Origin of the sequence: Dietzia sp. IN118 (assembly GCF_032905965.1) — a bacterium.
Taxonomy (GTDB): domain Bacteria; phylum Actinomycetota; class Actinomycetes; order Mycobacteriales; family Mycobacteriaceae; genus Dietzia; species Dietzia kunjamensis.
This window is the reverse complement of sequence record NZ_JAUMSR010000001.1, coordinates 465,284-483,331: the sequence shown is the minus strand read 5'-3', so window position 1 is coordinate 483,331 and position 18,048 is coordinate 465,284. Positions and strand designations below refer to the sequence as shown.

Below are 18,048 nucleotides of genomic sequence, written 5' to 3'. Positions count from 1 at the left end.
GGCGGGGCTGCGGCTCAGCGGCGCCGGGCGCGGCGGCGCGGGGGCGGCAGTTCGCCGGCCGCGCGAAGGTGGTCGGCGTGCGCGGCGAGGGCGTCGACCAGGTCGAGGACGGACGCGTTCTCGGGCTGGACGTCCACTCGCAGGCCGAACTCGGCGGCGGTCTCCGCGGTGCGCGGCCCGATGCAGGCGATGAGCGTGCGCGCGTGCGGCTTGCCGGCGATGCCGACCAGGTTGCGGACGGTCGAGGAGCTGGTGAAGCACACGGCGTCGAACCCGCCGGTCTTGATCATCTCGCGGATCTCGGCGGCCGGCGGGGCGGCGCGGACGGTGCGGTACGCGGTGACGTCCTCGATCTCCCAGCCGCGGCCGGTGAGGCCCTCTGCGAGGGTCTCGGTGGCGATGTCGGCGCGCGGCAGCAGGACCCGGTTGACGGGGTCGAGCACGTCGTCGTACGGCGGGAACACCTCGAGCAGGCCGAGGCTGGACTGCTCGCCGCTGGGCAGCAGCTCGGGCTGGATGCCCAGTTCGCGGACGCGGGCGGCGGTGCCCTCGCCGACGCAGGCGATCTTCACGCCGGAGAAGGCGCGGGCGTCGAGGCCGAACTCGACGAACTTCTCCCACACGGCGCGCACGGCGTTGGAGGAGGTGAACACGACCCACTGGTAGCGGCCGTCGACGAGGCCCTTGACGGCGCGCTCCATCTGGGCGGGGCTGCGGGGCGGCTCGACGGCGATGGTGGGCACCTCGACGGGCACGGCGCCATGCTCGGCGATGCGCTCGCTCATCTCGGCGGACTGCGCCTTGGTGCGGGGCACGAGCACGTTCCAGCCGAACATGGCGCGCGACTCCCACCACTGGTGGCGGTGACGCTCACCGGCGGACTTGCCGATGGTGACCACCAGGTCCCCGTCCATGTCGCGACCGACCTCGGCCATGGTGGCCAGGGTACCGTCGGCGGACTTCTGGGCGCAGAGCGAACCGGAGCAGGTGACGGTCACCGGGGTGCCGGCGGCGAGTCCCTGCTCGGCGAGGCTGGAGGCGGCCTCGGCGAGGTGCCGGCCGGTGGTGCGCAGGACGATCGGGCCGGGCGAGCCGACGAGGGCGGCCCAGTCGACCTTGCCGCGGCCGTCGGCGAACACGTAGCCGGAGCCGAGCGCGATGCCGGCGAAGGCGGGCACGGCGGTGGCCTCGGCGACGCCGGGGACGACCTCGAACGGCACGACGGTGCGGCCGACGGCGGCGATCTCGGTGACGGTGGCGTCGGTGGTCATGGGGTCGCCGGTGACGAGACGGACGACGTCGCGACCCTTCTTGGCCTCGGCGACGAGCTGCTTGGCCACGGCGGCGGGCTCACCGAGAACGGGGCGGACGTCGGCGGCGGTGGGCGCGGGCAGGGCCTTGAGACGCTTGATCTCGGCCTTGTCCTCGGCGGCCACGGCGGCGTCCATCTCGGCCCGGCGCGCGTCGAGCAGTTCCTGCGGCACCGGGACCTCGGTGGCGACCAACGCCAGCACGTCGGCCGAGACGTCGGCGTCGGCGAACACCAGCGGGTTGCCGGTGAGGACCTCTTGGGCCCGGCAGGTGAGCATCCCCGCGTTGCCTGGACCGCCGCCGACGAAGCGGACGGTTCCGGGGCGGGTGGTGCGTGCTCGAGTCATTGTTCGTCTCTCCGTGGGGTGGGTGCCGCGCGCTGGCTGCGCGCGAGATGGGAGTTCGGGGATCAGGGGTCGGTGACGGTCGGTGGCGCCGTCGTGGATTCCCTCGGTACGAGTGGGGCGCGTTGCTCGGGCGGTTCGGCGGCCATGAGGTCACGGGCGCCGCGGTCGAGCAGTTCGGCCGCGAGGCGGCGGCCAAGCTCGTCGGCGGCGGCGATCGGTCCGTCCGGGTGGTCTGCGGTGGCGGTGGTGCCGTGGGTGCGCAGGACGGTGGAGCCGTCGTGGGCGGCCGCCACCGCGTGCAGCGTCAGTTCGCCACCGCTGTCGAGTCCGGCGCCGTCGAGTTCGGCGCGCGCGCCGACCGGGGCGGTGCAACCGGCCTCGAGGTCGCGCAGGAGCCTGCGCTCGGCGGTGATCCGGACCCGCGAGGGCAGGTGGTCGACGACGGTGAGGGCCTCGGCGGCCTCGGTGTCGTCGGCGCGACATTCGACGGCGAGGGCGCCCTGCGCGGGGGCGGGGAGCATCTCGTCGATGCCGAACCGGTGGGTGGCACGCTCTCCCGCACCGGTGCGGTCGAGGCCGGCCGCCGCCAGGACGACCGCGTCGAGGTCGCCACTGGTGACGTATCCCATCCGCGTGTCGATGTTCCCGCGCAGGGGGTGCAGGTCGAGGTCGGGGCGCAGGGCCGCGAGCTGGGAGCGCCGGCGCGGGGCGGAGGTCCCGACCCGGGCGCCCTCGGGCAGCGTGGCCATGGTGAGCCCGTCGCGGGCGATGAGCACGTCGGACGGGTCGACGCGCGGCGGCACGGCGATGGGGGCGAACCGGTCGTCGGGCGCGGTCGGCAGGTCCTTGTACGAGTGGACGGCGATGTCGCAGTCCCCGCGCTCGAGGGCGGCGCGCAGTTCGAGGGTGAACACGCCCACGCCGATGCGCTCGACCGGGGCCATCACCACGTCGCCGCGGGTCCGCACGATCACCAGTTCGGCCGGGTACCCGGCGGCGATGAGGGCGTCGCGGACGTGCCCGGCCTGGGTGGTGGCCAGGGTGCTGCCCCGCGTGCCCACCTTCAGGGTCCTGCTCATGACGCCTCCTCGCTTCTACCGTCCACGGTGTTGTCAAGGTCGAACAGTGTGCGTACGACCGCCGCGTAGTTCTCGCCGTCCGGTTGGGCGGCGAGTTCCCGGAACCGCACCGTGGGCGGGTGCAGAAGCTTGTCGACGACCCGGCGGACGGTGTTGGCGACCTCGTCGCGGACCTTCTCGTCCATGTCTGGCAGCCGGGACTCGAGCCGGCGCATCTCGGCCGCGACGACCTGCCCGCCGCGCCCGCGCAGCTGCCCGATGAGCGGCCCGACGCCGGCCATGCGCTCGGCCTGCGTGTACGCGGTGAGCTCGGCGTCGACGATCGTGCGGGCGGCGTCGGCGTCCGCGGCGGCGGCGGAGGTGGCGGGGTCGGCCTTGAGCGCCTCGATACCCAGGACGGTCACGCCGGGCAGGCCGGCGACGGCGGGGTCGACGTCGCGCGGCATGCCGAGGTCGCAGATGACGAGCGGGCCGCGGTCGCCGCGGCGGGCCAGCGCGGTGTGCACGTCGCCCAGGGTGACGACGGTGCCGACGGCCCCGGTGCAGGTGAAGAGGATGTCGGCGCGGGCGACGGCCTCGGCGAGCCCGTCGAGGGGGAAGGCCGTGGCCGGGGTGCCGGAGTCGCCGGCGATCTCGGCCAACCGGTCGGCGCGCTCCGGGGTGCGGTTGGTGATCTCGATGTGGGAGATCCCGCCGCGGCCGAGGTGGGCGACGGCCAGGCCGCCCATCGCGCCGGCCCCGAGCACGACCGCGCGGCGTCCGTCGAGAGTGCGGCTGGCGCCGTCCGAGAGGATCTCGGCCGCGCGGTCCAGCGCCACGGACACGACCGACGCGCCGGCCGAGTCGATGCCGGTCTCGGTGTGCACGCGCTTGCCCACGTGCAGCGCCTGCTGGGCGAGCCGGTGCAGGGTGGTGCCGGCCGCGCCGATCTCGGACGCCGACTGGTAGGCGGTGCGGATCTGGCCGATGATCTGCTGCTCGCCCACGACCATCGAGTCCAGCCCCGAGGCCACGGAGAACAGGTGCTCGGCGGCGGACTCGGAGTAGCGCACGTACAGGTGGCGGCTCAGTTCGTCGGCGCCCAGGCCGGAGTGGCGCGAGAGCAGGGTCACGACGTCGTCGAGCGCCGGGTGGAACGCGTCCACGGCGGAGTAGACCTCGACGCGGTTGCAGGTGGTGACGATCATCGCCTCGTCGACGTTCTCGCCGGCGATGAGCTCCTCGGTGAGCCCGTCGCGCTCGGACTCGGAGACGGCGACCGCCTCGAGCAGTGACACCGGCGCACTGTGATGGGACAGCCCCACCAGGAGAATGCTCACAACCGACCCCCGGACGCCAGGGCCTCGGGGGCCCATGCCAGAATGGATGCCAACTCGTCAACTCGGCGAGGAGACGGTCGGAGAACAGACGGGGCCCCGCAGGACGAACTCGCGGAACGCTGGTCCACAGTCGGTCGTCTCCCGTCGGTGTGCACGGCTGCGTACAAGGCGCTCCCATGGCGGAAACACCCTGCCGGGACGGCCGTGGCCTCAAGCCTGCGTACGACCCGTAACGGGCTCCACCGTAACCCGCCTGACACCCCGGGACAAAACCGTGACAGGGGCGGATGCTATATCCGGCCGCCCTCCCGCGCGCACCGTGAACAGCACGGACCGCAGTACGGTGGCATCCGTGCCCCCTCGCCGCAGGTCCTCGTCGACCATGTCCGCCGCGACCCGCGCCCGATACGCGAAGCGTCGTCAGCGGCGTCTGTCCCGCGTCGACAACGACCTCACCGACCCGCAGTGGGCCCGGATCCTCGACGCGTGGAAAGCCTGCGCCTACTGCTCCGCGACGGGGCCGGCGCTGCAGAAGGACTGCGTCCAGCCCATCTCACGCGGCGGGCGCTACACCCTGGAGAACGTGGTCCCGGCCTGCGCGTCGTGCAACGCGAGCAAGCACAACGCCGAGGTCACCGGGTGGCTGCGGCGCAAGAAGCTCGACGAGGGCGCGTTCCTGCTCCGGCACGCGACCATCCTGCGGGACCTGCGCGACGCGCCGCGGGAGGAGTGACCGCCCACCGTCGCGGCCGCCGCCGCGCGCACCCCCCGGCACCGCCCGCGCCCGTCGGCCGGTTCAGTCCCATCCCGGGAACGGGCCGGCCCCGGCGAGGGTGGCCAGCAGCTCGTCGTCGTCGACCTCCCAACACGAATGCTCCGCGCCGTCGACCAACACCACCGGCAGGCGGTCGCCGTATTCGGCGGCGAGTTCGCGGTCCGCGGCGTGGTCGACGTCGGTCACCTCGAGCCGGGCGCCCGCACCCTCGCACAGTGGGATCAACTGGCCGTGGACGCGGACGCAGCTGCCGCAGCCCTCGCGGGTCAACAGGGTCACCGTGTGCACCATGGCTCGATAGTGCACCACCCCCTCGGGGCTGCCCTAGGATGGGGTCCCCGCGCCCCTTGAGGAGGTCCCGCCCGGTGAACGACTCCCGCCCGGTGAACGACGACGCCGACGACAACGACGACGACAACGCGCCCACCCCCGGCGGCGAGGCCTCCGAGGACGCCGCCGAACCGGTGGAGTCCCACCGCTCCCGGTCCGGCCCGCGGCTTCCCGGTCGTGCCGATCTCGGCTCGGCTCTGGGTCGGCTGCTGTGGCGGCGCCGCGACGCGCGGATCCAGCGGCGCGCCGGTGAGGCCTCCGCCCAGCACGCCGTCAAACTCGACCCCGGTGCCGAGCCCGGCCCGCCGCTGGCCGACTACGACCCCGCCGAGGGCGAGGGCGAGGGGTCCGGCGCGGGCGCGGGTGCCGGGACCGCCGTCGCCGACCGCCCCGCGGACGCCGTCGCAGAGCGTGTAGCAACCGACCGTGCCGCCGCCGACCGTGCCGCCGCCGAGACCGACGAGTCGCTCGAGCCGTTCGTGCCGGACCCGCGGGTCGCGGCGTTCTTCGACGTGGACAACACCCTCATCCAGGGCGCGTCGATCATCCTGCTGGCCCGCGGGCTGGCCAAGCATCGCTTCTTCACCGCGCGCGACGTCGCCGGGTTGGCGTGGTCGCAGGCCAAGTTCCGGATCTCCGGGGAGGAGAACGCCGAGGACGTCGCCACCGGACGCGACAAGGCCCTGAGCTTCGTCAAGGGTCGCACCGTCGCCGAACTGACCGAATTGAGCGAGGAGGTCGTGGACACCTCGATGCTCGACCGCGTCTGGCCGGGCACCCGCTCGCTGGTGCAGATGCACCTGGACGCCGGGCAGCAGGTCTGGCTGGTCACCGCGACGCCGGTGATGCTGGCGCGGGTGATCGCCGCCCGGTTGGGCCTGACGGGTGCGCTGGGCACGGTCGCGGACGAGGAGTACGGCGTCTACACCGGCCGGCTCGTGGGCGACATCCTGCACGGGCCCGGCAAGGCGCACGCGATCGCCAAGCTCGCCGAGGCCGAGGGCTTCGACCTGGCCAAGTGCTACGCGTACTCGGACAGTTTCAACGACATGCCGATGCTCACGATGGTGGGCAACCCGGTCGCCATCAACCCGGATTCGAAGCTGCGCAAGTACGCCTCGGAGAACGGCTGGAACATCAAGGACTTCCGCACCGTCCGCAAGGCCGCGAAGAAGGCGATGCCAGGCGTCCTCGCCGTCGGCGGGCTCGCGGGCGCCCGAGCGGCCGCGCGCTCGGACTACGCCAGCCGCGCGATGGACCGGGCGCGCCGCATCTTCTGACGCGGGTCCACGCCGGGGCGCTCCCCCGCCGCCGGCTCAGCCGAAGAAGACGCTGCCGCGGCGGGCGAGGTTGCGGAACAGCGTGTTCTGGATGGTCTCCCGGACCTGGTCGGTGATCTCGAAGACCACCATCGGGTCCTCTGCGGCGTCGGGCCCCAGGTGCGAGGTCTCGATCGGCTCGCCGAACTCGATCGTCCACTTGGTGGGCAGCGGGATGCCGCCGAGCGCGCCGAGGAGCGGGAACGCGGGCGTGACGGGCATGTACGGCAGGCCGAGCAGCCGCGCGAGCGCCGGGACCTCACCGATCTTGGGGTAGATCTCCTCGGAGCCGACCACCGAGCACGGGATGATCGGCGCGCCAGCGGCCAGGGCGGTGGCCACGAACCCGCCGCGGCCGAAGCGCTGCAGGCGGTAGCGGTCGGCGAACGGCTTGCCGAGCCCCTTGAAGCCCTCCGGCCACACGGCCACCACGTGACCGCTCTCCAGCAGGCGCTCGGCGTCGGCGGCACAGGCCAGGGTCGCCCCCGCCCGGCGGGCCAGCGGCGCGGACACCGGCAGCGACATGGCCAGGTCGGCGGCGAGCAGACGCAGGGCGCGTCCGGCGTGGTCGTGGACGGCGACGGTGGTCATCATCCCGTCGAGCGGAAGGACGCCGGCATGGTTGGAGACGATCAGGCCGGCGCCGTCGGCGGGGATGTTCTCGGCACCGATCACCTCGACCCGGAACCAGTGCTCGAACAGCGGCCGCCACAGGGGCAGCCACACGTTGGTGTGGAAGTGCTCGTCGAACCCGAACTCGTCGACCTCGTACCCGCCGGTGACACGGGTGGCCAAGAGCTCGCCGGCGGCGTTGACGGCGTCGGCGAGGGTGGACAGGGCGCTGACGTCGCCGGTCGCGAGCATCGTGTCGACACCGCGGGTCAGTTCGCGGACGGGTGCCAGGACCTCGGCGTCGAGGGGCAGTGCGTCGACCACCTGACCGATCGAGCTGCGCAGGGAGGTGAGGAACCTGTCGACGATCCTGCCGAGCTCGGTGGCCGCGGCATCGCTGTTGGTGGTCTCCCCTACGAAGCCCTCGCCGACGGTTCGGTAACCGGGGGCGTCGCGTCGGCCCTCTCCCCAGCGGGGGCCGCCGAGTGGTTGGGACAGGTCGAATTCCGGGCCCTTCACGGCGCCCCCTCCTCGCTCGGGTCGGGCTCGTTCGTCTCCGGCCGGTTCGAATCGGGCTCGATCGGCTCCGGCAGGGCCCCTATCGACTCGAGCTCGCCGATGGTCGAGTTCACGCCCGCGCGCAGTCGGCTGGCCACCGGGCCGGGCAGTCTGCTGGCGATCTTGGCGGTCTTGCGCTCGAGTGCGGCGCGCGTGACGAGGGGCTCGGCCCCTGAGTCGACGAGGTAGGCGTGCAGCGCCTCCTCGGTGGTGTACCGGGGCGTGAACCCGAACCTGGTGCGCATCCGGGTGGTGTCCATGGTGCGGCCGTACCGCAGGTAGCGCAGCTGCGAGGGCCCGATGTCGCGCAGTCCCTGGCTGGAGAGCAACCGCGCCGCGAGTTTGAACGTCTGCGGCATCACCGGCAGCGGGATGTGGCCGGCGCGGCGGATGGCCTGCGTCAGGGTGAGGATGCCGTCGGCCGCGATGTTGTACGTCCCGGGGGGCGCCCCCGTCGCGGCGTGCAGCAGCGCATCGAGTGCGTCCTGCGGGTGCAGCAGCTGGATGCGCGGGTCGTACCCGGCCAGTACCGGCGCCACCGACGGCAGCAGCAGCTCGCCGACCACCGTGGGCTCGGGCAGCCCGAGGATGGCCGGGATGCGCAGGATCGTCACGTCGATGTCCGGGCGCTTGCGGGACATCCCCCGCACGTAGCCCTCGACCGACGAGTGGTCGAGGGGGATGCCGCCGCTGGGCAGGCGCCGGGCGGCCATGTCCTCGGTGAACATCGCCGGGTCGACCCCCGAGGAGCCGTACACCGAGGTCGACGAGATGAGCACGAACCGCTTGACCGTCGCGGCCCGTCCGCACGCGGCGATCACGTGCATGGAGCCCATGATGTTGGCCTCCTTGACGGCCGCGCGGCCGCCGGGGGCGAAATCGGTGTGGTGCAGCCCGGCGTGCACGACCGTGTCGATGCCGGCCTCACGCAGAATCCCCTGCAGGCGCGGGGACTGCGGGTCGAGGCGCACGAACTCGGCGTCGCGCATCCGTCGGCGGTGCTGCGGCGACGGCTTGACCGAGTCGATCGCCAGGACGCGCTCGACGGAGTCGTTGCGCAGCAGCATGCCGACCAGGTGGGCGCCGAGATACCGGCTGCCGCCCACGACCGCGACGGCACGAGCCGGGCTACGGTCGGGCAGTTCGGTGTCCACCCGGCCGAGTCTAACTGCGGACCCCCCTGCCCATGTGCGCGGACCTCGCCGCCGACGCCGGCCGAGCGGCGCCCCGCCCTGCCCTGCCCCGCCCTGCCCCGAGTCGACACCCCGCCCCGAAATACACCGATGCCCGCCACCACTGTGGGTGACGGGCATCCGCTACAGGCGTGAGTCCGGGCGCTACCGAGGCGCCGCCGGACTCACTTACCGAGTTTGCGACGCTGCACGCGGGTACGGCGGAGCATCTTGCGGTGCTTCTTCTTGGACATACGCTTGCGGCGCTTCTTGATCACAGAACCCATATCGGGGTCACCTACCTGTCGACTACTGGTCTGGGGCCTTACAGCCCGCGAAGGGCCTTGACTTGCGCTCCGGCGCCTGAGAGCGAGCTCGAAAGCCGGGACGGAACCCATCCAGACTACCTCTCGCTCCCCGCGGCCACGAAAACGGGCCGGACACCGCCCCGCCGGGGCGGTTCAGTGCGTCAGCCCGCGGAGAAGTACGACGTGTCGAGGTACTCGTGCACGGCCTTGGAGTGGACCCGGAACGACCGCCCCACCCGCACGGCGGGCAGTTCGCCCGAGTGGACGAGCCTGTAGACCGTCATCTTGGACACGCGCATCAGCGCGGCGACCTCGGCCACGGTGAGGAACTGCGAGCCCCCCGCCGCCTGTGCGCCGCTATCGGTCTTGTCGGTAGTCGCCATTGTCACAACCCTTCGTGGCACGCGTCGTGCCGCAGGCTTCCCCTCCTGCGGTACGGACACGCACGTGCTGGGTATGAGCCTAGCGTGAATGGTGTGATCAATGCGACGGGAGTGGGCGAATTACATCGACGACACGCCGCCCGATCCGCGCCTCACCCGCCCTGAACTGGGCTTGTGCTACATAAGCGACCCGCCGGGTGGGTCACATCTCACCCGGCGGGCCGGTTCGGTACGCGCACACCCGGCCCGTTCGGTCGCCTCGGCGACGGGCCCGGGTGGCGGGGTCAGTCGATCTCGTCGTCGTCGTCGCCATCGGTGGAGGCCAGTGCCAACGCCCGCGACCGCGACGCCGCCGCCTCGACCGCGTCCGCCACCGCCGAGCGCAGTCCCCCGGCCTCCAGCCTGCGGATCGCCGCGGCGGTGGTGCCGCCCGGGGAGCTGACGTTGTAGCGCAGTTCGGCGGGTCCCTCGCCGCCGCCGGTGAGCATCGCGCCCGCGCCGAGCGCCGTGCCGGCCGCCAGCTTCAGCGCCACGTCGCGCGGCAGCCCGCGCTCCACGCCGGCGTCGACCATCGCCTCCGCCATGAGGAAGAAGTAGGCGGGGCCGGACCCGGACACCGCGGTCACCGCGTCCATCTGGGCCTCGGTGACGACGACGACGAGGCCCACGCTCTCCATGATCGTGGACACCTGCTCGAGATGCTCATCGCGCGCATAGCGGCCCTTGCAGAGCGCGGAGACGCCGTGCCCGACGAGCATCGCCGTGTTGGGCATGACCCGCACGACCGGCGAGCCGGCGCTGAGCTTGTTCTCCAGCACGGTCGTCGGCACGCCGGCCGCGAGCGAGACCACGATCGACTCGTGGACGCTGTCGGAGATGGCGTCGCCGATGCGGCCGACCACCGCCGGCACGTCCTGGGGCTTGACGGCAACCACGATCACGTCGGCGCCCTCGCAGCCGATGTCGAGGCTGGTGGACAGGATGTTGTATTTCTTGGCCAACTGCTCGGCGCGGGCCTCCACGGCCTCGATCACCACGATGTCCGACGGCTCGGTCCCGGCCTCACGGAGTCCCGCGATGAGGGCCTCGCCGATGCGTCCGCCACCGACCACTGCGATTCTCGTCATGCCCTTTACAGTGCCACACGCGTGCGCGGCCGGCCGCCGGCCGCGGGGGACGGGGCTGCCCGCCGGCCGCGGTCGAACGGGGCCGCCCGCTCGCGCCACCCATCGAATCGCGCCCGCCGCCACCGCCGCCTATTCGATGTCGCTCCACCTATCGCATCCGGTGGGTGGAGCGACATCGGATGGGCGGCGGGAGGGATTCGGTTGCCCGTCGCCGGTTCCCGCTCGCGCACCGCGGCTGAAACGGCCCCGCCCGCACCTGGAGCAGGCGCGGGCGGGGTGCGGGTCGTGGCCGGGATGCGGCTAGGAGACGAGTCTGAGCAGGAGTGGCCCGCACGTCACGCCCAGGCCGACGATCACCGCGAGGGCGATGCTGACGGAGTCGTTGCTCCTGCGCAGGACGCGGACCATGGCCACCAGTCCGACGATCACGACGATCGCCAGCGCAAAGGCCACCCACGGCAGGTCGCGCCAGAGCAATTGGAAGCCGATGAACAGTGCCGCGCCCGCGACCGCGGAGGCGAGCACCTGCGCGACGAGGATCAGCCACTGCGACGCCGGCGACCGCTCGGGCTCGGCTCCGCCGGGGGCGTCGTCGATGTCACGGTACTGCGAGCTGTCCGGCTCCGCCGGGGTCTGCTGCGACGCGGGCGCGGGGGTCGGAGCGTCGGCCCGGTCGGCGCCGGGTTGGTCTGTGCTCGTCCGGTCGGCGACGGGGGCGTCGGCCCCGGGCCGGGCGACCGGCTGCTGGTCCGCTGTCGTTGCGCCGGCCTTCGTCGCCTCGGTCTGCGCCGCGTCGGTCTGCGCCGCGCCGGACTTCGTCTCGTCGAGCTTCGGCCGCTCGGTTCCGGTGCCCGCGCCGGCCACTGCCGCGGCCATTCCCGCGACTCCCGCACCTCCGGCGGCGGCAGCGGTCGCCGCACCCAGGGCACCCCCGCGCGTGGCGGAGTCGGAATCGTCGGACTGCTCGGCGGTCGCCTCGGGGGCGCGGCGGGCGGTCGAGCCACTGCCCGACGGCACACCCCATGCGGAGGCATCGGCCCCTGCGGCGGGCTTGTCTGCGGCGGCGGGCTTGTCGGCCGCCGGAGCGGCGGGGGTCCCGGCGGACTTCTCGGTGACGCGCTTGTCTGCTGTGACGGCCGTGTCGGTGGCCCCGGAAGCCTTGCCGACCTCGGCAGAACCGGAGGTCGCGGCAGACTTGTCGGTACCGGACTTGCCGGTGGCGGGCTTGGCGGTGGCGGGCTTGTCGGTGCCGGGCTTGACCGCCGGGGCGGTGGACGAGGCCGGCGCGGCCTTGTCTGCCGTTCCGGCCGCTGCGGACGGAGCTGACTTGTCGCCCGAGCCCGGGGCTGCGGTGCCGGCGACACCGGCAGCAGCAGCGCCCGCAACACCTGCGGCCGCGGCGCCGGCGGGCCCCACGCCCCCACGATCAGCGGGCGTCGGGCGGGTGGCGGGAGCGTCGGACCCCGACTGCTCCGCATCCTTGCGCTTGCGGCCGAACAGCCCGCGCAGACCGCCCTTCTTTCCCTGCTGGCCGGCGTCATCGGAGGCGGAGCGCGACGGGGCGGGCGCGGACGGAGTCGCCGACGTCGGGGCCTGCTGCGGTGAGGCGGCCGGCATCCGCGTGGTGGCCTGCTGCGAAGCCGGCGGTGTGGTTGCCGACGGCGGGGTGGACGGCGTCGTGGTGGCCGTCGACGAGGCCGGCGGCGTGGTGGTGCCCGATGGCGTGGTGGCCTTCGCCGCGGACGACTTCTCGGCCGACCCGGCCGGCGTGGACGCGGGCGCCCCTGCCTCCGGGGCCCGCCGCCGTCCCGAGGGCCGCGGGGTCTGCGGGGCCTCAGAGGTGGACGACCTCGTCGTCGTCCCCGGGGTCTCCCCGGCGCCCGTCGGGGCACCACCGTCGGCACCCGACTCCGCGTCCCGCTCGGCGTCGCCACCGGCGGCCGCGGCCTCTTCGGCCTCCCGCGCCCGACGCCGCGCCGCGCGACCACCGAGCACGGTGTCGTCGGTGATCTTGGGGATCTCACCGGTGAGCTCGGAGACGCTGAGTCCGCCGCCCTCGTCGGCCCGGCGACGCCGACGCCCGGCCGGGGCGTCCTGCTGCTCCGCGCCCATGCGCTTGAGCAACTCCGCCACGGTGATCTGCTGACCGTCTGAATCCTCGGCCATCGTCAGCTCCCCTTCCCGTCGCCGCCCACGTCCCGGTCGAGACGCTGCAGGATGAGCCCCTCTCGCAGAGCCCACGGACAGATTTTCACACTTTCCAGACCCAACGCACGCATGGACGCCTCCGCCACCAGCGCTCCCGCCACCACCTGATGCGAGCGGTCGGAGCTGATGCCCTCCAACTCTGCCCTGTCGGCGGCCGTCATGCGGGAGATAAACGCGATCACCTGCCGCAGACCGGCGGCCGTGAGGACCCGCTCCACGCGCGGGCCCTCCGACGACGGCGCCGCACCCGTGAGCCGGGCCAACATACGGAACGTCTTGGAGGTGGCGCACGCGAGGTCGGGCTCACCGGCCGCCCGGAGTTCCCGGGCCGGCCCGTCGAGCTCGGCGTCGATGTAGTCACGCAGCTGGTTGATGCGCTTGCGCTCCGGCGGGTCGGTCTTGAACCAGTCGTGGGTGAGCCGGCCGGCGCCCAGCTGCAGACTGAACGCCTGCTCGGGCAGCTCGTCCTCCCCGTGGGTCATTTCCAACGACCCACCACCGATGTCGAGGTTGATGATCCGCCCCGCGCTCCAGCCGTACCACCGACGCGCGGCGAGGAACGTCATGCGCGCCTCGTCCTCACCGGAGAGCACCCGCAGCTCGATGCCGGTCTCCTTCTCCACCTTGGCCAACACGTCGTCCGAGTTGGCCGCGTCGCGCACGGCGGAGGTGGCCAACGCCATGACCTCGCGGCACTTGGTGGCCTCGGCGAGCTCGGCGGCCTCGTTGACCGCGTCGATGAGCCGGGCGATGCCGGTCTTGGAGATATTGTTGTCGTCGTCCAGGTACTCGATCAGGCGTAGCCGGGTCTTGGAATCGTTCATGGGCGTGGGATGACCACCCCGGTGGGCATCGACCACCACGAAGTGGACCGTGTTACTTCCCACGTCCAGGACACCTAATCTCACACGACCACCCTAAACGGTCTACGGTCGCAGGTTGTGACCGCCACCGAACGCCCCCCGACCCCGGGCGCCCCTCAGCCCGAGGTCCCCCTCGACTTCCCGCGGGAGTGGTACACGTTCCCCGACCCCGCGAATGACGAACATCTGATCTCCGCCGACATGACCTGGCTGCTGTCGTCGTGGACGTGCGTCTTCGGCACGCCCGCCTGCCACGGCATCGACCGCGACCAGCCCGACTCCGGCTGCTGCACGCACGGCGCCTTCCTCTCCGACGACTCCGACCGGCAACGGCTCGAGGCCAACGTCGCCCTGCTGCGTCCGGAGGAATGGCAGCACCGCGAGGCCGCCCACGCCGCCGCGACGGCGGAGGGGGCCGCGCAGGAGGCGTGGCTGGAGGAGGACGAACTGACCGGCGACGACGGCGAGATGGAGCCCGCTCTCAGGACGCGCCGCCTGGGCGGGAGGTGCGTATTCTTCAACGACGTCGGATGGCCGACCGGGTCGGGCTGCGCCCTGCACCACTTGGCCGGGCGGACGGGGCGGAGCCTGCCCGAGTCCAAGCCGGACGTGTGTTGGCAGCTGCCGATCCACGTGACCCGCGAATGGGAGACCCGTCCCGACGAGGTGGAAATCCTCCACACCCGCGTCGGCGAGTACGACCGCCGCGGCTGGGGCCCGGGCGGGCTGGACCTCGACTGGTACTGCACAGGCTCGCCCGAGGCTCACGTCGGCGTCGACCCCGTCTACGTGTCGTTGCGCGACGAACTGGTCGAGCTACTGGGCGCCGAGTGCTACGAGGTGCTCGCCGCGGCGTGCCGGCGCCGGCGACAGCTCGGGATCGTGGCCGTGCACCCGGCGACCGAGCGGGCGCAGACCGAACGAGCCAGCGAGACCTGACCGGGGCAGTCCGGAATCCGCTACTCCGACTCCGGATCCGCTACCCGTGTAGGGGTAGCGGATCCGGACGGGGGGTAGCGGATTTCCAGCGGGGGCGGATGCTCCTATGGATGTCAAGCGGCTTTGGCGAGGTCGGCGGTGGTCGGTGCTTTGGTGGCGGGGTCGCGAGCCTGCAGGTCGTTGATCAGGGCATGGTAGATCTCGCGCGCGATGTGGCGTTTGAGGCAGCGCATGATGTCTTTCTTGGACAGGCCTTGCGCGGTTCGTCGGTCAACGTATGAGCGGGTGCGTTCGTCCCATCGCATGCGGCTCAGTGCGATGGTATGCAGGGCGTGGTTCGCGGCCCGGTCGCCACCGCGGTTGAGTCGGTGTCGGTCTCGTCGTCCTGAAGAGGCAGGGATCGGGGCCACGCCGCACAGGTGCGCGAACGCCGCTTCGGAGCGCAGCCTGTCTGGGTTGTCGCCCGCGGTGGCCAGAAGCTGCCCGGCGACGTCAGGTCCCACGCCCATGCGGTTCATCAGGGTCGGAGCCGTCTGCGCGGTCAGGGCTTTTAGCTCGACGTCGAGGTCGGCGATCTCCTCACTCAGTGCCAGGATCCGGCGGCTCAGAATGCGTAGTGCCGCCTTGGTCGCGCCGAGGGGACTAGCGAGGTCGCTGGGACGGAACCGGGCGCAGACTGCGGCCAGCTCGCGGGCGGGCAGGCCACGCAACTGGGCTCGCAATTCCTCCGGAGCGGTGATCACCAGCTGCCTGGCCTGGTTGATCGCTTGGGTGCGGGCCTTGACCGCGGAGCGCCGAGGCACACGCAAGGCCCGGACGACCTCCACGATCCCGTCGCGGGTCTTCGGCACGCCAGTGGCACGCCCGGAGGCGACCGCGGTAGCAGCGGCATAGGCGTCTATCGGGTCGGACTTGCCCTTCATCCGCCGGGTCTTGCGGTCGGGTCGGTCGACTTCGACCACCGGTAGTCCGGCCCGGGCCAGCACCCGAGACAGCTCGGCGCCGTAGGCTCCGGTGCCCTCGACCCCAACGGCCTGCACGGTGCCGTGGCCGCCGAGCCATGAAAGTAGCTGCCGGTACCCGGAACCCGTGGCCGGGAACTCTCGGTCGGCCAGATGCCGCCCGAGGGAGTCGATCACCGCCGCGTGATGGGTCTGGCCATGCGTATCCACTCCGGCGATGACATGCACGTGCTGATCGGACATCATGGTCACTGCTGCCTTTCTCGTTGATCCCGGTGGGGCAGCACGCGCCGGCCAGGCGGGCGGACAAGACAGTGGCGGGGCTTCTGAACCAAGCTCCTATGAGGTCACAAACGCCCGTCCGGTCGCGTGCGTAGCGATCCCCCGAGCGGGCCGACAAATCCGCTTCTAGTCAGCCACCGCGACGGTCAGCCCGTGAGTCAGACCCGCCCGAAGAACCACTACACACATCATCACTGTCAGCCCTCGAACTTGTAGCCCAGCCCGCGGACGGTCACCAGGTGCACCGGCTTGCCGGGATCGGACTCGATCTTCGAGCGCAGACGCTTGACGTGGACGTCGAGGGTCTTGGTGTCGCCGACGTAGTCCGACCCCCACACCCGGTCGATGAGCTGTCCGCGCGTGAGGACCCGGCCCGAGTTGCGCAGCAGGTACTCCAGCAGGTCGAACTCCTTGAGCGGCAGCGTGACGGCCGTGCCGCGGACCAGCACCGTGTGCCGCTCGATGTCCATCCGCACCGGCCCCGACTCCAGGACGCCGATGTCGCTGACCGGCTCCGCCTCGGCCTCGGCGCCGCGGCGCAGCACCGCCCGGATGCGGGCGATGAGTTCGCGGGCCGAATAGGGCTTGGTCACGTAGTCGTCGGCGCCCAGCTCCAAACCGACGACCTTGTCGATCTCACTGTCGCGGGCGGTCACCATGATCACCGGGACGGTCGACGTCGTCCGCAGTCGCTTGCACACATCGGTGCCGGACATCCCGGGGAGCATGAGGTCCAGCAGCACGATGTCCGCGCCCTCGGACTCGAAGTTCTCCAGCGCGGTCGGGCCGTCCCCCGCGACGGTGACCTCGAAGCCTTCCTTGCGGAGCAGGAACGCCAGCGGATCCGCCAGCGAGTCCTCGTCCTCCACGATCAGCACCCTGGTCACGGCACCTGGTCCTCTCCTTGGTCGGCGTGCTCGGCGCCGGGGGTCCCCCCGGCGCCACCCGGCTCCACATGAGCCGGAAGTTCGAGTGTGAAGGTCGACCCCGTACCGGGGCGGCTCCACAGGCTGACGGCGCCGTTGTGGTTCTGGGCGACGTGCTTGACGATCGCCAGACCCAGCCCGGTCCCGCCGGTGGCGCGGGAACGGGCCTTGTCGACGCGGAAGAACCGCTCGAAGACGCGGGCCTGGTGCTCCGGGGCGATGCCGATCCCGCGGTCGGTGACCCGCAGCGTCACGGTGTCCCCGGTCGCGGACCGGGTGATCGACACCGGGGTGTGGTCGGGCGAGTAGTTGATGGCGTTCGAGATGAGGTTGGCCACCGCCGTGACCAAGAGGGTCCAGTCCCCCTTGACCTCCAGCCCGGACGGCGCATCGGTGATGAGCTCGATCCCGGCCGCCTCCGCCGCCGACGCGGACCGGCGCAGGGCCTCGGCCACCACGTCGTCCACGTCCACCGGTTCCGGGTCGCGGATCCGTTCGGCGCCCTGCAGTCGAGAGAGTTCGATGAGCTCGGAGACCATCTTGCCGAGCCGCTGGGCCTCGCTCACCACGCGTCCGCCGAAGTACTCGACCGAGTCCGGGTCGTCCTTGGACTCCAGCAGCGCCTCGGCGAGCACCGCCATCGCCCCGACCGGGGTTTTGAGCTCGTGCGACACGTTGGCGACGAAGTCGCGGCGGGCCGCCTCCATACGACGGTGCTCGGAGTCGTCGTCGGCGAAGACCACGACGAACTGCTCGCCGTTGCCCTCGAGGATCTCCCCGCGCCCGCTCACCGACGGTATGCGGCGGCGGCCGGGGGCCATCTTGGCGGGCAGGTCGAACCGGGCGGGGTGGCCGTCCGTGAACGTCGACCGGGCCGCGCGCCAGACCGGCTCCACCAGCAGGCGGTCATCGACGATCCCCAACTCCGCTGCACGACGGTTGTAGAGGACCACGTCCTGGTGGCGATCCACGACCGCCAGTGCGTACGGCGCCTGCTGATAGACGCCCCGCAGGACATCCAGCCGGCTGGGCCCGGCCTGCTCCGCGCGCCGACGCTCACCGCGTCGGTGGATCAGTGGGACGACGAAGCCGCCCACGATGAAGCCGATGATCCCGGCGACGATCGCGAGGAAGATCCCCAGACTGACCTGCACGACCCCGATCCTACGGTGTGGCGTTCCGGCGCCCGAATCGCCAAACCCCCGGCCACCTGCGCGAAGTTCGCAGG

17 protein-coding genes are annotated in these 18,048 nt (G+C 72.2%); 3 read left to right on the top strand and 14 right to left on the bottom strand.

The window, feature by feature from the left end:
* Positions 1 to 14: 14 nt before the first annotated feature.
* From Q2K20_RS02325 to Q2K20_RS02315, 3 genes are all read right to left on the bottom strand, one after another.
* On the bottom strand, positions 15 to 1,658 hold the full coding sequence (locus Q2K20_RS02325; protein WP_283468527.1) for a uroporphyrinogen-III synthase: 1,644 nt from the start codon (positions 1,656 to 1,658) through the stop codon (positions 15 to 17).
* A gap of 62 nt (positions 1,659 to 1,720) precedes the next feature.
* Entirely contained in the window at positions 1,721 to 2,737 is a 1,017-nt protein-coding gene (hemC, locus tag Q2K20_RS02320) for a hydroxymethylbilane synthase (protein ID WP_317176603.1), read from the bottom strand.
* On the bottom strand, positions 2,734 to 4,056 hold the full coding sequence (locus Q2K20_RS02315; RefSeq protein ID WP_269504080.1) for a glutamyl-tRNA reductase: 1,323 nt from the start codon (positions 4,054 to 4,056) through the stop codon (positions 2,734 to 2,736). The genes hemC and Q2K20_RS02315 overlap by 4 nt, the downstream gene beginning before the upstream one ends.
* A gap of 382 nt (positions 4,057 to 4,438) precedes the next feature.
* On the opposite strand from Q2K20_RS02315, the gene Q2K20_RS02310 reads away from it, so the two are divergent.
* Positions 4,439 to 4,789 carry an HNH endonuclease gene (locus Q2K20_RS02310; protein WP_132063680.1) on the top strand — a complete coding sequence of 117 codons (351 nt, stop codon included), beginning with the start codon at positions 4,439 to 4,441 and terminating at the stop codon, positions 4,787 to 4,789.
* Between the two features lie 63 nt (positions 4,790 to 4,852).
* Here Q2K20_RS02310 and Q2K20_RS02305 read toward each other — a convergent pair whose 3' ends face one another.
* Positions 4,853 to 5,122 (bottom strand): glutaredoxin family protein, encoded by a 270-nt coding sequence (locus Q2K20_RS02305; RefSeq protein WP_082923762.1) that lies wholly within the window; start codon positions 5,120 to 5,122, stop codon positions 4,853 to 4,855.
* A 74-nt stretch (positions 5,123 to 5,196) separates the two neighbouring features.
* On the opposite strand from Q2K20_RS02305, the gene Q2K20_RS02300 reads away from it, so the two are divergent.
* Positions 5,197 to 6,441, top strand: coding sequence for an HAD family hydrolase (locus Q2K20_RS02300; RefSeq protein ID WP_410494165.1), 1,245 nt, complete (start codon positions 5,197 to 5,199; stop codon positions 6,439 to 6,441).
* Between the two features lie 36 nt (positions 6,442 to 6,477).
* On the opposite strand, the gene Q2K20_RS02295 is transcribed toward Q2K20_RS02300, so the two are convergent.
* From Q2K20_RS02295 to Q2K20_RS02265, 7 genes are all read right to left on the bottom strand, one after another.
* Positions 6,478 to 7,611: a lysophospholipid acyltransferase family protein gene (locus Q2K20_RS02295; RefSeq protein WP_069389582.1), complete on the bottom strand. Its 1,134-nt coding sequence runs from the start codon at positions 7,609 to 7,611 to the stop codon at positions 6,478 to 6,480.
* Positions 7,608 to 8,804: an NAD-dependent epimerase/dehydratase family protein gene (locus tag Q2K20_RS02290; RefSeq protein ID WP_317176602.1), complete on the bottom strand. Its 1,197-nt coding sequence runs from the start codon at positions 8,802 to 8,804 to the stop codon at positions 7,608 to 7,610. Before Q2K20_RS02290 ends, Q2K20_RS02295 begins: the two co-directional genes overlap by 4 nt.
* Positions 8,805 to 9,007: 203 nt before the next feature.
* Positions 9,008 to 9,109, bottom strand: a complete 102-nt coding sequence (locus Q2K20_RS02285) for a 30S ribosomal protein bS22 (RefSeq protein ID WP_003855542.1) — start codon at positions 9,107 to 9,109, stop codon at positions 9,008 to 9,010.
* A gap of 182 nt (positions 9,110 to 9,291) precedes the next feature.
* Complete coding sequence (locus Q2K20_RS02280) at positions 9,292 to 9,513, bottom strand: helix-turn-helix domain-containing protein (protein ID WP_067718677.1); 222 nt, start codon at positions 9,511 to 9,513, stop codon at positions 9,292 to 9,294.
* 284 nt (positions 9,514 to 9,797) lie between these two features.
* Positions 9,798 to 10,640 (bottom strand): pyrroline-5-carboxylate reductase, encoded by an 843-nt coding sequence (gene proC, locus Q2K20_RS02275; protein ID WP_096906784.1) that lies wholly within the window; start codon positions 10,638 to 10,640, stop codon positions 9,798 to 9,800.
* A 300-nt stretch (positions 10,641 to 10,940) separates the two neighbouring features.
* Positions 10,941 to 12,806, bottom strand: coding sequence for a hypothetical protein (locus Q2K20_RS02270; protein ID WP_268092568.1), 1,866 nt, complete (start codon positions 12,804 to 12,806; stop codon positions 10,941 to 10,943).
* Between the two features lie 2 nt (positions 12,807 to 12,808).
* A complete protein-coding gene (locus tag Q2K20_RS02265) occupies positions 12,809 to 13,756 on the bottom strand; it encodes a Ppx/GppA phosphatase family protein (RefSeq protein ID WP_172815755.1) in 948 nt (315 codons plus the stop codon).
* 33 nt (positions 13,757 to 13,789) lie between these two features.
* Between Q2K20_RS02265 and Q2K20_RS02260 the strand changes: the two genes are divergently transcribed.
* Positions 13,790 to 14,650 (top strand): hypothetical protein, encoded by an 861-nt coding sequence (locus Q2K20_RS02260; protein WP_317176601.1) that lies wholly within the window; start codon positions 13,790 to 13,792, stop codon positions 14,648 to 14,650.
* A gap of 113 nt (positions 14,651 to 14,763) precedes the next feature.
* Here Q2K20_RS02260 and Q2K20_RS02255 read toward each other — a convergent pair whose 3' ends face one another.
* The 3 genes from Q2K20_RS02255 to Q2K20_RS02245 form a co-directional block, all read right to left on the bottom strand.
* On the bottom strand, positions 14,764 to 15,855 hold the full coding sequence (locus Q2K20_RS02255; protein WP_317176929.1) for an IS110 family transposase: 1,092 nt from the start codon (positions 15,853 to 15,855) through the stop codon (positions 14,764 to 14,766).
* Between the two features lie 236 nt (positions 15,856 to 16,091).
* Positions 16,092 to 16,781, bottom strand: coding sequence for a response regulator transcription factor (locus Q2K20_RS02250; protein ID WP_067717069.1), 690 nt, complete (start codon positions 16,779 to 16,781; stop codon positions 16,092 to 16,094).
* Entirely contained in the window at positions 16,778 to 17,974 is a 1,197-nt protein-coding gene (locus Q2K20_RS02245) for a sensor histidine kinase (RefSeq protein ID WP_067717072.1), read from the bottom strand. The genes Q2K20_RS02250 and Q2K20_RS02245 overlap by 4 nt, the downstream gene beginning before the upstream one ends.
* Positions 17,975 to 18,048 lie beyond the last annotated feature (74 nt).